Raw genomic sequence first — 14,078 nt, 5'->3', positions numbered from 1 at the left:
TTTAAGATGTAGCGGCCCTTTTTTTCGTTCAAATAGTACTAAAAATTCGTCTTACGAATCTGTTTTAATTCCCATTAATTGTTGATACATCCTACTTTGCTCTTCTAGAAAAATAATTGTTTCTCTTCTATTTTTATAAAAATCATTCCACATATACTTTTGCAGCGTCTTCTCCCATTTCTCAGACATCACCATTTTTTCGATTGTTAAATCCCAAAATTGAATTTCAGCATTTGACATGTTCGGCGGCCCCATTACTCCACGCCAATGTTCAAAAACTAAATCAATTCCTTGCTCAGTCCACGTCGGAACCTCTGGTAGCACCTTTAACCTTTTTTCAGAAGAAATCACCAGTAATTTTATTTGATTAGAATCAGCGTATTTTTTCGCCTCTGATAAAGACATCGTAGCAACATCGATTTGTTTTTTTAATAATGCCTCCACGACTTGTTCACTATTATCATAAACATAAAAACCGAGTTGTTCCGTTTTCAATCCGACCTGTTGACTAGCTAATACAAATGAAAGTTGATCGTCATTTCCTAACCTTGGGGAAACACCTACTTTATAAGCTTGAGGCTCTTTATAGAGATCATCCATTAACTGTTTAGCACTAGAAATTGGAGAATCTTTTGAGACAATGGTTACTTCCCATTCTGTAGCCAATGTAGCAATTGGTGTAAAGTCTTTATAAGTCAATTTACTTTGACCCAATAAATGATTTGTTATAAGTAAGCTTGAATTAATTGTAATGACAGAATCCGTTTGATCCTTTGTATATTTCCAACCTAATTCGCCACCAACACCGGCTTTATTTATGACGTGAATATTCTTGTCAATTAAATTTTCACTTAATAAAATATTTTGCATTGCCCTAGCTGTGATATCCCATCCTCCGCCAATTGAGCTAGGCGCAATAATTGTTATCTCTTTTGTGGTTGGTTCGTGGATTTCAAACTCATTTGAAGAGCAAACAAAGAAAATTGTAACGAACAGTAGCAATAAGAATAATGGTTTCTTCTTCATTCACTATGTCCTAGTAATAAATTTATAGCATTCTGTCATAGGAGGTCATATTTCCTTTCAGGTCTTCCGACAATTCCATAATCCTGTTTAGTCGTGCAAACATTGATAGAAACTAGATATTCTAAGTATCTTCTTGCGGTTGTTCTAGATGCTCCCATCTTTTCTCCCATTTCCTCAATTGAAACCCCACCTTTAAGTTCAGTCATTATTTCTTTCACTTTCTGTAAGGTTAAGCGATCGATCCCAGAAGGAAGGGATTTTTGATTCATCACAGTTTGGATAGAGGTCCCAAAAAAACTATCAATTATTGACTGATCGACCTCATCCCTACTATTGAATAATTTTTTCTTCCTTTTATATTCTTCAATTATTTCAATAAACTTTTCCATTGTTACTGGCTTTAAAAGATAGTGGAAAACTCCATGACGAATAGCCTTCTCAAGCATTGCTTTTTCAGTTGCTGCCGTAACCATGATAATATCAACTTTAGGATAGGCCTCTCTTATTTTATGAAGTAATTCGGTTCCAAGCTCATCAGGCATATAGATATCTAATAAAAGTAAATCAACCTCTTCTTGTTGGAGAAGTTTCAATGTTTCTTTAGCATTTAATGCCTTGCCAACCAAGCTTACTTCTGGTATTTTTTTTAAAAATTCCTCTTGTATTTGTGCAATGCGAAAGTCATCCTCTGCAATTACAATTTTCACCACTTTAGTTCTCTCCTCACATCAAAGCCTTTTTGGGCAAGTATACTGTAAAAATGGCTCCTCCGGTTTTAACATGATGCACTTCGATTGTGCCACTTAATGACTCCACAATTCGTTTAACATTGAATAAGCCATATCCCCTATTTTTCCCTTTAGAAGAATAGCCTAAAGTGAATAAAGTATCAATTTTGTCCTCGGGAAATCCTTCTCCGTTATCCGTTACTTCTATTATAATGTCATTACCAAAGCCAGTAATTGAAAACGACACCTTCTTACTCTGTTGATTGGCGACTGCATCGAAGGCATTATCAATAAGATTACCGATAATTGTGATGATGTCTGTTACCCCAATATGGCTTGGCAATGGATCAACATGGCTCTCAGGATCCATTTCTAATATTATTTTCTTTTCAGATGCTTTACCAAGCTTCCCTAATAAAATGGCTTGAACATTTGTGTCATGAATTTGATTAAATAATATCTGATTTCTATGTTGATAGGTGATTGATTCTTTTTGAATAAAATCAAAAGCATCCTTATATCGTTCTAACTGAAGCAAACCAGATAGTAAGTATAATTTATTGGTGTATTCATGAGTTTGTGCTCGTAATCCTTCTGAATAATCTCGAACCTCCGATATTGTATTGATTAAATTCTTTAATTCCGTCTTATCACGGAAACTAGATACTGCACCCTTAATTTGATTGTTATATATGATAGGAATAACGTTAAAAATAAAAACTTTATGATTCAAGAAAATCTCAACATCGTGAATTGTTTCTCCCGTTTGTAATACCTCTTCAATTGTTGAAATCTTTAGAACGTCATTAATATGCTGGCCAATTATCATCTTTTCATTAATATTCATCATTTCCTTGGCTGAATGATTGATTAGTGTTAACAATCCATTCTGATCCACTGCAAGAATTCCTTCTTTAATAGACAAAAGAATTGCGCTTCTTTCCAGATATAGCGATGAAATCTCATGTGGCTCTAAACCTAAAATATCCTTTCGAATACTTTTCGTTAAAAAGATACCTCCTATGATTCCTAACGTTAGTATAATAATAGCGGCAAAAACGATTGTCTTAATCCTACTAATGATATTTCGATAAATATCTGTTTTTAAAAACTCAACTGAAACGACCCCAATTATGCGATCGAAATCACCATATTCGGCCATTATTGGTACTTTACCAACAATAACAGAGCCACTTCTTCGTTCAACTTCAAAAATAGTTGAACCTCCATATAGAAGTGCAAGATCATTGGTTTCATCTAAACCACTTTCTCTACTATCATTTTGGTCTACATGAGAATAAATGATCTTATCGCGATTTTCAATGATAATATTTGAAGCATTTACCTGATCTCTCACTTGCTCAGCGATAGGACGGAATTGGGTTTCAAGTTCCTCTTGCTCAATCGCATCTCTTAACTCAGGCATAAGTGAAATCGATTTTGCCGCTTGCAAGGCTAATTGTTCTACTTGATTCCTAGTATCTATAGCTTGTAAATAAGCAAACACACTTGCAAGAAGCGTAATAATAAGAAGTATAAGCGAACTAATTAATCCTAGTATTTTCGTTTTTAATGTTATCCTTTTATTTTTAATCATTGTATTTAACCCTTCTATATGAGACAGACTGATATGGAATGAAAAAACAACGCAGACTGCGACAAGCAAACGATGTTTCTTAGAGGACAACTCATTTAGATACCATAAAAAAACTGCCATTTCTCCTTGATTACTCCAGTCTTATTGTACTTTACAGCCGTTATTTTATACATCATTCCAAGTATATAGCTATCCCTGAAAATGCTCATTATAGCACAGGTAGATCACCAATGCTTCATCCGTTCTTGCGAAATTACTTTACTGTAGATACATCAAATTATCCCACGGTTACTAATCGGATTGGGATTAAAGTATTATTTTGTACTCTCTACCATTGCAGGAGTTGTGGATTGTATTGTGAACTTTGTTTGGAGTCAATTGCCTCGGCTGTGATCACCCTTTATATGTAAGTGTATCTAAAAAAACCAGGTACTCACTGTTATGAGCTCCTGGTATTATCGGTAGTATATTGCTGAACAATCGCACCCACAAAAATTGATTGCAGCAACGAACAATACTCTTCATTCGTTTGATAGAAAATATGTCTTATAATCCCATTGTTCATGACTCAAATAGAACCTGTCTAAAAATAGTTAGAGGTAACTTATATGTCTAGCCTTTTTCTCCTTCTTTACCACACTGTTTGTCTATTTAGCCAAAATCGTTAGCTTCTTAGTTTATATCTAGTAGTATTTTGTTTTTACTTGCTAGTAATTCTTTACATATCATGTCGATATCTTGTGAAAAAGATTTTACTTGGAAGGCTTCTGAATATCGTTTATTCTCAGAAGAAGTCACTACCTGTTGCAGTTTTTCTTCATAAGTTTGTACAAAATGATTGAGCGTTGGACTTTTCAATTTCAGGGCATTAGCAATTCCTTGAATGATTTTCACACGATAATAGTCCTCTTTCGGCATTCTAGGAATATCCCATTCTCCTTCATGATTTTTAAAAATCCTTCTAAGGGGCACTGCTGAAAAATCAAAGTATCTTCCTTCTTGATTTGGTTTAGAAAATGGATCAATTAATAAGGATGCATAGCGAATATAGAGCAAATACTCTTGATGTATGGACTCAAGTTCATTAAAATTCTCTATTTCTTGGCGCGGTATACTTGCTTGCTGTAATGGATAATTATCATCTACCATAAACTTTAATAGATTTAGAGATTGAATATTGAAGTGTTTCACAATTTCCATCATTTCTTTCCAATAATTTAATAATTGATGAATCACTGTATAAGTAATGGGACCTTCAGGATAAAGTTTATACACATATTTAGTTATGTTATGCTCATCGAATATTGCTGTTAATGAGAAATCATTCATAAATAGGGGAGGATGCACGTATAAAGAAATATTTTTTGTTTCTGCTTCAAGCGGAGATGCTAGGTTTTTCAAATGAATACCCAAATGACGAAACAATTCAGACAATTCAACAACTCTATCCGAATTTGAGTAAGTTGAACCAATATACACTTTTTTCTTTACGCCTGTTGTCAATACCTCATTTGATGGAACTTCACCTAGCCATCTAGTATCTCCATAATATGTTGAAAAACTAATTACCTCTGCCTGAGGAGATAGATTTTTTAGGAAATTAGTTATTAAAAGACTAGAACCGAATGTAGGTGAAATTAAAATAAAGCAGCTAGCCGCCTGTAACACTTTAGTATCAATTTGTGCTAATACTGATAAATAAGAATCTGTAGTAACACAAAGTATAACGGTATCCCAATTTCCATATATTTTATGATAGCCCTTAAAAAACGTATCAATCGTACATTTTCCTGCAACAGCCTCATGTTGTGTATTTTGTATAAATACCTTCAGTGCAAGTTGATGCTGAACGATAGTTTCAAAAAAATTTTTTGAGCGTAAGGATTCTCTTCCAGCGATAGCTACTTTACCATTAAAATAATTTTTGAAATTCACAGCTAATTGGATTGCTGTAGGTCCTGTTCCTAACAGTAAAACCTTATTAAAATAAGTCATATCTTTCTCCTCGTCTATTTAGGACATTATACTTTTTGATATAAAATAACATCAAATACACTTTGAGGATGCTTAATATTTTCCATTATACGCCATTTAGTCGCATCTACTTTCTGCTTTGGATAATTGAAAAGAGACTTTAACCCATTTCCATAACGCATAGCAATAAGCACATCTTTATTCGTTAAATCATATAATTGTTCTAATATGTCATATTTACTACTAACGGTTGAACTAAATATAATATGACTAATCTGCTTAATAACTGTTAGTTCCCCTACTGTCTTCTTGTCAATTTGAATTGATAAATGACTTCCTAATTGATTTACTACATGTTTCCCCAACTGAACCGCTTCATCATCAATATCTATTCCAAAAACTTGTGCACCTGTCCGTTCTGCAACCATTAATAATGTTATTGGAAAAGCACCCGAACCTACCAAGAGTACCTTTGACTGACTAGTAATTTGAACATCTCCAAATTGCTTTTCAATGCAGTCTTCTATGTTACGAAAATAATCAGTAACCTCCTCATTTTCAATTTCTAATACGAATGCTCGATATTTTTCTATAATTTGGACACAAACAGAAGAATTAGTTCTTAGATTCTCAATTAATGATATTATTTCATTTGATTGACTTATATTACTCCAATGTTTTTCATTGTCAAAATTTATAATAAAAGAAGAATAATCATCTATTAGTTCACACAACTCTGAATACGCAACTAATAGATGATCATTGTTTTGATTGATAAATAACTCAAATTGTTTATCAAAATAATTTAATTTCTTTAAAAACAAATCTATGCCCTTCACTTGCCCCACTCCTATGTTTGAGGATTAAAGTTCAATATATGCTGTGCCGTTTAATTCTATTTCAACGTTTCTTTAGATATGTAAATAATTTGATGTCTCTGAATAATTAGCGAAAATTAGAAGGATGCCTATTGCCTAGGGTCTATTCTATTGAATTGAGGTACATCAGGAAAATAAGGACTAATATACGATTAAATAAACGAAGTATTTTTATGAAAAGATAATTTATTAATGAATAATCAACGTCCTCAACTAGAACGATGTTTAGCTATAGCGTCTGTATCTGAACGAGCAAATCTTTTGTAGCTTTTGAAAAAAATTAAAAAATTTCCTGCAAACTTTATTTATTAGCTAATGTAAAATCTCCATGTTAAAAAAAGTTTGATCCATTATTAGTTGAACAAACCCCCTATTAAACGTATCACAGCACCCATAACATTTTACGAATTTTAGAAATTAAAGTTGAGAAATCATCAATAATTTCTACAACTTCAATTGTTCCATTTATTAAAAGTTCAGTAAGCTCGTTTTTAACATTACCCCTCCAATATTCTCTAGCTTGTTCAATTTTTTGAGAGAAAGGAATTCCATCCTCCTTTGGTAAAAGGTTTGCATCACCTTCAAAATAATTCCCCATAACTCTAAGTTTAACAATCTGCAAAACATGACGATTGTATGAATCAAATATTTCTTTCCATTTCAAAGCATCTTCATAGCTTTTTGCAGTGTATAAGCAAGACAATCTTGAAGGATATTCAGGATGTTCTTGAAGCCTAACCATTTCTACTACAACTTCTCTAATAGCCCTGATTGTTTGTTCTACATACTTAATAGCTACTTCAGCATTCTCTTTACTAATGTTCAAGCCCTCATTCGTATAGTGACCGTATAAAATCTTAATAAAGTCTTCACCTTTAGCGTTCAATTGTTCCCTTTCAAAAAAGAAACGGTATAAGGTATTTTTTGATTCTTGTCAAAGTTAATTATCTGTCCTGTGCTCATTTTATTTCTAGTAACGATATGATAAACATAAAATTCGTTTTCGTTCATGATCTACCTCCTGTTGGTCTTCATTAGTTACTCTTATTTTAGAATAAGAGGTATTTTTGAACTAACCTGTTTCGTTGTTTAAGTAAAATTTAAACAACGATAAACATCAATTTTAACATAAATATCCAAAAAAATAACTTAAAGAATAACTAAAGGGACTGTAGAAGAAAAATTACAAGCTGTTTAACTGTCACGAAAGTTATAAAAAAATCATAGAAACCATTGCGATACATGTGGGCCACCCTGAAATTAGCGTACCGAGGGAATCAAAAGAAATTTTTATACATATCGTTTAGCTTTTTATACTAATTTTATGTGAATTTCAATAAAAGATGTAGAATCACTGTATATAGTTAATTTACCAATCCATAACAATTCAGACGTAAGTCTGAAGACAAGTAATGAAATTAAATAGTATATTTCATGTATACTTTTTAATTAAAAAAGTAATAGGAGAAATCCTAGACAACCATTACGTATAGTAAAAAAATACTGCTAAAACGTTCAATTACATTATTTTATAAAAAACTATACGTAATGTGTTTGTTATAGTGCACTGAAAAAATTACTACGATATGCAGTACCTTGTACTCTTAAAGTACAATGTTTTTTTATGTCAGTTTAGCTATGTACAAGACATGTATTTTTTGTCAGACCATTGACTAATAGTAATTGAAAATTATTGGTGTATGAAAATTATTAACCTTAAGTAAACATGTAATACAATCGTTTGTGGGGTGATGTCTATGAAAAAAAAATTACATTTTACCATATTAAGTAACGATTCAACAGATGGAGATGGCGGTTACGGAGCAGGTACCCTTGATTTAAATAATGTAACGCCTATTATTATAGATTGTGAAAATGAACACGTGTTTATAGATTTAGAAGCTTTACATGGGCGAAGTATAATTGAAAAAAAAGTTCGTTTTTCACCTGATTTAGCTCATGCTAGTGACGATTATTATCGATATTGGATTGTTTGGGTAGCTATTCAGATTGCTCAAAATGGACCTTATTATGCAGGATGTACAGCAAGTGAAGTACGGGTATCAAAAGAAGTACGCCGAATTAAACTTGGCTATAAATCGTTGCCAGAACAAGTAAATTATTTAGATAAGGCACTTAAAGGGAAGTTTCTATTAAATCATGTCGATATAAATTCAAAAAAACTACTCCATCAGTTTTTATCTGGATTTAATGAAGAGTACTGGAGAGAGTCACCTGATGAATTAAAACAGCAACTATCTATACAGGAGGATTTATAATGGCTTTTGTAATTACAGAATTATGTAGGGATGAAAAAGCAGCTATCTGTTTGGATGTCTGTCCGGTAAATTGCATTGTTATTTCAGATACCCAATATGTAATTAATCCTGATATTTGTATTGATTGTGGTGCTTGTGAATTAGTTTGTCCAGTAGAGGCTATTTTCTTTGAAGACGATTTACCTGATGAATATAAATCGGCAACTCTACTAGCACATAATCATTTTCGAAACTAAAAGAAGCAATTAGCAATTTCTTTTTAAATAAAAGTTCTTCTTTTTTAGAGGGAGAAAGTACAATTTACGATCCAACTTGACTTAAAAGCCCTTACTTTTGAACTTCAGTTGAAGCATGCCCCTTCTTTCCTTTGTCGTTAAGCATTTAATGTGCTTCATATCTCATGAGTTTGCAAAATTCATTATATGTGCTCTCTCCCTATCTCAACAAAAAAATCCCTTCATCTACACGAAATAGACTGCATTCAAATTGCAATTTCGCGTAGATGAAGGGCATCTTAATAAAATTTTTTAGTGAAAAATATGCGTTCTGTTCAAAATAAATACCTTATTTAAATATTCCTCTTTTGCGCCACATGCCCTCAGTATTTTCTTTTAACAACTGCACAATTGATTCGACGAAATGGTCAATTAATTTTTACCAAATCATTTATAAAGTCCTTTGTAAAAAGACAGAGAAATGTTGCCTTGTGACTGTATCATCTGGCATGAATTTTCCGTTATATCCTAAAGTGATTCCATTACTCGCTAATATTTGAACATATTTATATAAACTATTAGTCGAATTTATATCGCTAAACGCTATTCCTTCTCCTTTCATTTTCAAATGAAATGTATTTACTAAAATTTTTGCCAGTTGTGCACGTGTTAAATCCATATCAGGGTTCATATACAAACCACTACCGTCGATGATTCCCGCTTCATAAAACGTCTTTATTTCTGGATAATTGGGGTGCATTGTTGTTACATCCTTAAAATTTTTCATTGTTCTTAATTTAGGTAATTTGAGTCCATCTATTCGACTTAACATGGCAAAAACATGTTTCCGTTTGATGGCTTCATTTGGATGAAACGTACCATCTGTATAGCCTTTATTGATGCCTAATTGAGCAAGTGCTTCTATTTGTTCATAATACAGATGCATCGCCGGTACGTCTGTAAAACGTTGAATGCGCATTGTGAGATTATACTCTTCATAGCCATCCAATCCATATCGGGGAATATACTCCACATAATATGTACCTGAACTTAATTCTTTTGTTTCAATAATTGTATTCGTATCACTCGTCGCGTAACCACCTGATCTCAGTTGCCAGCCTGTTTCATCTAGGAAAATTAGTGAGCCAAACCCCTCCCGCTTTGAATGGGCGATAAATGTCACGGTAGCGTTCTTTGTCAGTGTAAACTTATAAAAATCTCGACTCTGATCGTAGCTGTAATTGCCACCGAATAAAAAACCATTATATGTTTTATTACTTTCTAATAAATCGGCATTAGCCTCATCGATATTGCGACCACTTTCCCAATCTTTCTCCACTAGTGGTTCAAAACTTGTTGTAAAAGAATAATTATTGGTTGGTTTAAGGGAGTTTTGTAAGCTTATTTTAAAGTAATATATTCCTGGCTGAAGTAATACAAAAATCTCACTAGGTTTTCCCGTGCTCCTAACCGAAAAAATTTTCCTGTTTTTCTCATTAACTGCTTCTAACTTAAATTCACTGGAGCCGAGTGACATACCTGTAGCTTCTTGTAGTTGAACTTTTACCTTACCGAATTTAGGAATCTCTACTTTGTATGTATCCTTATCTAAGGAAATGCCTGCCCCGTACAATTCACCACTATACATATTTCCTATTGTGGACAAATTGGCAGTTGAATTTTCGTTATTCGGCTCCACATCTGTGCCTTCAATAGGACTTGTTTTGTACGTTACCTCATAATCACCCATTGTACTAACCCAGTAACTAGAAACCTTAATGTGATATGTTCCCTTTTTTAAATTGATAAACTGTACTGTTTTTGAATGATCTCCATCATCTTGATGCGTCGTTATGCTTCCAATGCGCTGATCATTGCTATCAAATAAAATGACAATATAGGAATTAGGCGAACTATATCCTCTATAGTTATTAACACCATCCACTAATGAAAACTCTACACGTGCATCTTCTTCAAGCGATAATGAATGTGTACCATAGACATTTTCAGCATAATAGCCTTTGATGACATCTCCTTGTTGCCAACTTGCAGCTTGCACATCTGGGATTAGCATTGTAAAAGTAAATAATATAAATGCTGAAATTGCCCATTTTTTCATACTAACACCTCTTAAAAATCAATATTCTATCATTCTAATAAAAGCCAACTTATTAGTATAGAGGTATAATTTGGGCACTCATCCTCATGCCGTTAAGAAGCAATTTAAGGGGTATAATTTGGTTTTATTTCAAACACATCCATTAATTCTTGTATTTTTAAATATATGGAAGCTAACACTCGTGCATTGATGCGCGAAAAGGACAAATTTAAGAAAACAAAAGGCGACCGTTCATAGTATTTAAACGGTCGCCTTCATTTCATATTGTGTATGTCATTCTTCCCCAAGGTTAATTCTACTATTTGTACTTCAGTTCTCTTTGATATGACTTAGTGAGGCTTTTTAGGTTTGGATGTAATATCCGTTCGACGAGCCTATGTTACTTGAAACTTTTTATCATCCATTGAGTTAATCCTCGTAACAAATAGTAAATAATAGAAGCATAGTCTACTTTTTATTTGTACCCTTTAGGCTCCACCAACATAACATGGCATTCCTTTTCAGCGAAAGGCTTTTGTTCAGCTCCTCCCGGAACAATAAAGATCTCTCCCTTAGAAATTTTCACCTGACCATCACGAAAATCGATGAACATCTCTCCTTCGAGCACCATAAATACCTTATCGGCACCTTGATGCTCATGCCATATAAAGTCCCCTTCAATCTTAATTAGTTTGAATTGAAAATCGTTTATTTCACCTACGACTTTCGGAGACCAGAGCTCATTTATTTTAGCTAAATTCTCATTTATATTTATTACTTGGTAGGGCATAATTATCTCTCCTTATTATTTAATGACTTTCTTAACACTGTTAGTTTTTCAAATTAAATTCTTCGTTTTATGGCCTTTGCAGGGCATTTATTATATTTTGCAAAGCGTATTCGATAGCTAATGGACCTCCAGTAATAGCAGACGTATCCATCAAATGTATATTACCCTTCTTTACGGCGTTCATATTATTCCATACATTATTTTGTTTTAATTCAGTCATTAATGTTTCCTTTTTTGTAATGTCACCTATAAGGAAAATATGGTCTGCTTGAATAGTTGAAATGCCTTCAAACGCAGCAAATTGATTATTATTGCCCTTAAATGTAACGTCTGGTGTAAGCCCCAATCCCTTTTCTTTATCAAATGCAAGTGTATATACAGGATTTTCTTCACCTAGAACATTAAAAGTTTTTCCATCCCAAGACAATATAAGTGCTACTGACTCTCCTTGTATCGATTTTAATGCTTCACGCCCAGTTGCAATTTCTTGCATCATTTTATCAATTACTTCTTCCGCTTTGTCTTCTTTTCCTATAATCTCGGCTACTGTACGGAGGCCATATTGCCAGTCATCATAGATGTCCTTCGAATTCAGCGTAATGACTGGTGCAACTTTTTCTAGTGACTCATATAATTTTTCATGATGCTCCGTTGCTAAAATGTAATCAGGTTCAGTCGATAGAATTTTTTCAATACTAGGAGACAATTTATCTCCTAATTCCTCAGTTGAATCTAGCTTTCCATTTAAATAAGATAAAGTGGATAGATACTCTTTGTCAGTAGAAGCTACAGGTGGCTCACCTAATGCAACTAATATTTCAGGATAAAAATACCATAGGGAGGCTATCTTTTCTGGTTTTTTCTCAATCACAATTTCTTTACCAAGGGAATCCTTAATTGTCCTTGGCCAATCTGTTGCATCTACATTAACTGCTGATGTAGATGTGTCTTCTGTAGCTACTCCTTTATTTTCAACAGGTGTTTCATTGCAACCTGCTAGTATGCCTGCTAATAATAGCGGTAAGAATAGCAGTCCTTTAATCTTTTGCATCCGAAAATCCTCCAAAAAAATTATCTTTAATATGCTATTAGTATAGTAAAGGTATTTTTAGATTAGAATGGATGCTTGTTGAAATTAGCATGGATTATTGATGAAATTCTCTCGATATTCAGTAGGAGAAATACCAAATTGTTTCTTGAACACTCTACTAAAATAAAAGGGGTCCCCAATGCCAACAGTTTCGGCAATTTGTTGTACAGGTACGTCACTTGTAAATAACATTTCTTGCGCCATGTTTATACGATATTTTAATAAGTATTCTGCCGGTCCCATACCTGCATGTTTTCTAAATACATAAGAAAGTCGATTTCGATTAACGTTATTTTGCTCTGAAAGCGATGATATAGTTAGGCTTTGATAATAGTATTCATGAATATAATTCGTTACCCGTTCGAATAAAGTGTGTGATTCACAGTTACTTTGCCTATTAACAACACATAATAAGGCTTCATTCAATACATCACGAAACAGCATTTCGGTCTGAAACTTCGAAATGCCCCCACGCTGATTATACACATGCCAAAGACGCATTATTAATTCGATAAGACGGGGAGATTGTCCAGTTGATAATTCAAAATGCTGATGCGAAAAGCTTGACTCTTCTAGCTCTGAATTACATATCCGGTATAAAACAAGAATATATTCCCAATTTGTGTTACCGAAAATTTCTTGATCTAATGTCATTTTTGCACCCCCATGCACAACTTTTCCTGGCGAAAAGATATAAGGCGTGCCATTGAATTGAAATTGTATCTTTCCTGTAAGTGGAAAAACAAAACCAGGAAAGGAATCTGTATAGTCAGCGTAAGGCACACCTGAATTTTTATCATATCGATAGACTCCTTCTACTTGAAAAGGAGTGTGTGCTAAATGCTCTGCTAATTGATTAACATCGATTTTCACATTGCATACCTCATTTCAATAATAATTTGCCCGTGTAATCCCTAAAATCATAGCTGGAGATTTTGTGTAGCTTTTGACCACAAAGAGCATATACAGTTCAACAAGCTACTGTTCCAGCAAGGAGACACTAGCATCGAGAAGTTTTTTAGGTCCGTGTTTCCCCACATTCACGATTCCCCATTTTGGTTAAATCATTTCTTCTATAACGCTCATCATGCCGCCATAAATGGACCTAATAGCCGCTGGAATGCGGAAAGGTGAACATGAGAACTCTCGCTTATTTTCACATTATCGATAATGATTATCATTGTCAATTAAAACAAGAACCACCACTATAATAATTGGTGGTTCTATATGCATCATATAGCCAGCATTCTTAAAGGCAAAATTTTTCAAAGTCAGCTAATACTAAATTGGAGATTACTAAAAATGGATTGATCTCCTTACTTTAACAATTAAAAATGACCATTTGATAAAATTCAATTTCGACCTCCTTGATAGTTCGAATATATTAAACCCATCTTGTCGGG

11 protein-coding genes and 1 pseudogene are annotated in these 14,078 nt (G+C 33.4%); 2 read left to right on the top strand and 10 right to left on the bottom strand.

The genetic code is table 11. The features are described 5' to 3' along the window. Window positions 1–51 precede the first annotated feature (51 nt). The 6 genes and pseudogenes from GJU32_RS03320 to GJU32_RS03295 form a co-directional block, all read right to left on the bottom strand. Complete coding sequence (locus GJU32_RS03320; RefSeq protein WP_230874914.1) at window positions 52–1,026, bottom strand: tripartite tricarboxylate transporter substrate binding protein; 975 nt, start codon at window positions 1,024–1,026, stop codon at window positions 52–54. A 35-nt stretch (window positions 1,027–1,061) separates the two neighbouring features. Next, window positions 1,062–1,736 (bottom strand): response regulator, encoded by a 675-nt coding sequence (locus GJU32_RS03315; protein ID WP_155590504.1) that lies wholly within the window; start codon window positions 1,734–1,736, stop codon window positions 1,062–1,064. A 13-nt stretch (window positions 1,737–1,749) separates the two neighbouring features. Then, window positions 1,750–3,351, bottom strand: a complete 1,602-nt coding sequence (locus tag GJU32_RS03310) for an ATP-binding protein (protein WP_155590716.1) — start codon at window positions 3,349–3,351, stop codon at window positions 1,750–1,752. Between the two features lie 672 nt (window positions 3,352–4,023). Continuing rightward, complete coding sequence (locus tag GJU32_RS03305; RefSeq protein WP_155590503.1) at window positions 4,024–5,346, bottom strand: opine metallophore biosynthesis dehydrogenase; 1,323 nt, start codon at window positions 5,344–5,346, stop codon at window positions 4,024–4,026. A gap of 26 nt (window positions 5,347–5,372) precedes the next feature. Continuing rightward, entirely contained in the window at window positions 5,373–6,164 is a 792-nt protein-coding gene (locus GJU32_RS03300; protein ID WP_230874913.1) for an SAM-dependent methyltransferase, read from the bottom strand. A 421-nt stretch (window positions 6,165–6,585) separates the two neighbouring features. Continuing rightward, window positions 6,586–7,214 (bottom strand): annotated as a pseudogene (locus GJU32_RS03295) (DUF2441 domain-containing protein). Window positions 7,215–7,960: 746 nt separating this feature from the next. Between GJU32_RS03295 and GJU32_RS03290 the strand changes: the two are divergent. Together GJU32_RS03290 and GJU32_RS03285 are read left to right on the top strand one after the other, a co-directional pair. Further along, complete coding sequence (locus tag GJU32_RS03290) at window positions 7,961–8,482, top strand: YwhD family protein (protein WP_155590501.1); 522 nt, start codon at window positions 7,961–7,963, stop codon at window positions 8,480–8,482. Next, window positions 8,482–8,718 carry a DUF362 domain-containing protein gene (locus tag GJU32_RS03285; RefSeq protein WP_155590500.1) on the top strand — a complete coding sequence of 79 codons (237 nt, stop codon included), beginning with the start codon at window positions 8,482–8,484 and terminating at the stop codon, window positions 8,716–8,718. Before GJU32_RS03290 ends, GJU32_RS03285 begins: the two co-directional genes overlap by 1 nt. A gap of 430 nt (window positions 8,719–9,148) precedes the next feature. On the opposite strand, the gene GJU32_RS03280 is transcribed toward GJU32_RS03285, so the two are convergent. The 4 genes from GJU32_RS03280 to GJU32_RS03265 all read right to left on the bottom strand — a co-directional run bounded on the left by GJU32_RS03280 (window position 9,149) and on the right by GJU32_RS03265 (window position 13,548). Then, window positions 9,149–10,816: an S-layer homology domain-containing protein gene (locus GJU32_RS03280; RefSeq protein WP_155590499.1), complete on the bottom strand. Its 1,668-nt coding sequence runs from the start codon at window positions 10,814–10,816 to the stop codon at window positions 9,149–9,151. A gap of 454 nt (window positions 10,817–11,270) precedes the next feature. After that, complete coding sequence (locus GJU32_RS03275) at window positions 11,271–11,585, bottom strand: cupin domain-containing protein (protein ID WP_155590498.1); 315 nt, start codon at window positions 11,583–11,585, stop codon at window positions 11,271–11,273. Between the two features lie 67 nt (window positions 11,586–11,652). Beyond that, the gene (locus tag GJU32_RS03270) at window positions 11,653–12,636 is read right to left on the bottom strand and encodes an iron-siderophore ABC transporter substrate-binding protein (RefSeq protein WP_155590497.1); all 984 of its coding nucleotides are present in this window, start codon (window positions 12,634–12,636) and stop codon (window positions 11,653–11,655) included. Window positions 12,637–12,720: 84 nt separating this feature from the next. Further along, on the bottom strand, window positions 12,721–13,548 hold the full coding sequence (locus tag GJU32_RS03265) for a helix-turn-helix transcriptional regulator (RefSeq protein WP_155590496.1): 828 nt from the start codon (window positions 13,546–13,548) through the stop codon (window positions 12,721–12,723). Between the last annotated feature and the right edge of the window lie 530 nt (window positions 13,549–14,078).

Source organism: Lysinibacillus cavernae, from assembly GCF_009724685.1.
Classification (GTDB): Bacteria; Bacillota; Bacilli; order Bacillales_A; family Planococcaceae; genus Lysinibacillus; species Lysinibacillus cavernae.
Note: the sequence above shows the minus strand (reverse complement) of the source record. Positions and strands in the feature narration are given on the sequence as shown.

What these genes read in the sequence shown, in the direction of transcription:
- GJU32_RS03280 (WP_155590499.1), bottom strand. Translation starts at nt 10,816, where the DNA reads ATGAAAAAATGGGCAATTTCAGCATTTATATTATTTACTTTTACAATG.
- GJU32_RS03305 (WP_155590503.1), bottom strand. Translation starts at nt 5,346, where the DNA reads ATGACTTATTTTAATAAGGTTTTACTGTTAGGAACAGGACCTACAGCA.
- GJU32_RS03270 (WP_155590497.1), bottom strand. Translation starts at nt 12,636, where the DNA reads ATGCAAAAGATTAAAGGACTGCTATTCTTACCGCTATTATTAGCAGGC.
- GJU32_RS03285 (WP_155590500.1), top strand. Translation starts at nt 8,482, where the DNA reads ATGGCTTTTGTAATTACAGAATTATGTAGGGATGAAAAAGCAGCTATC.
- GJU32_RS03290 (WP_155590501.1), top strand. Translation starts at nt 7,961, where the DNA reads ATGAAAAAAAAATTACATTTTACCATATTAAGTAACGATTCAACAGAT.
- GJU32_RS03320 (WP_230874914.1), bottom strand. Translation starts at nt 1,026, where the DNA reads ATGAAGAAGAAACCATTATTCTTATTGCTACTGTTCGTTACAATTTTC.
- GJU32_RS03310 (WP_155590716.1), bottom strand. Translation starts at nt 3,351, where the DNA reads ATGATTAAAAATAAAAGGATAACATTAAAAACGAAAATACTAGGATTA.
- GJU32_RS03275 (WP_155590498.1), bottom strand. Translation starts at nt 11,585, where the DNA reads ATGCCCTACCAAGTAATAAATATAAATGAGAATTTAGCTAAAATAAAT.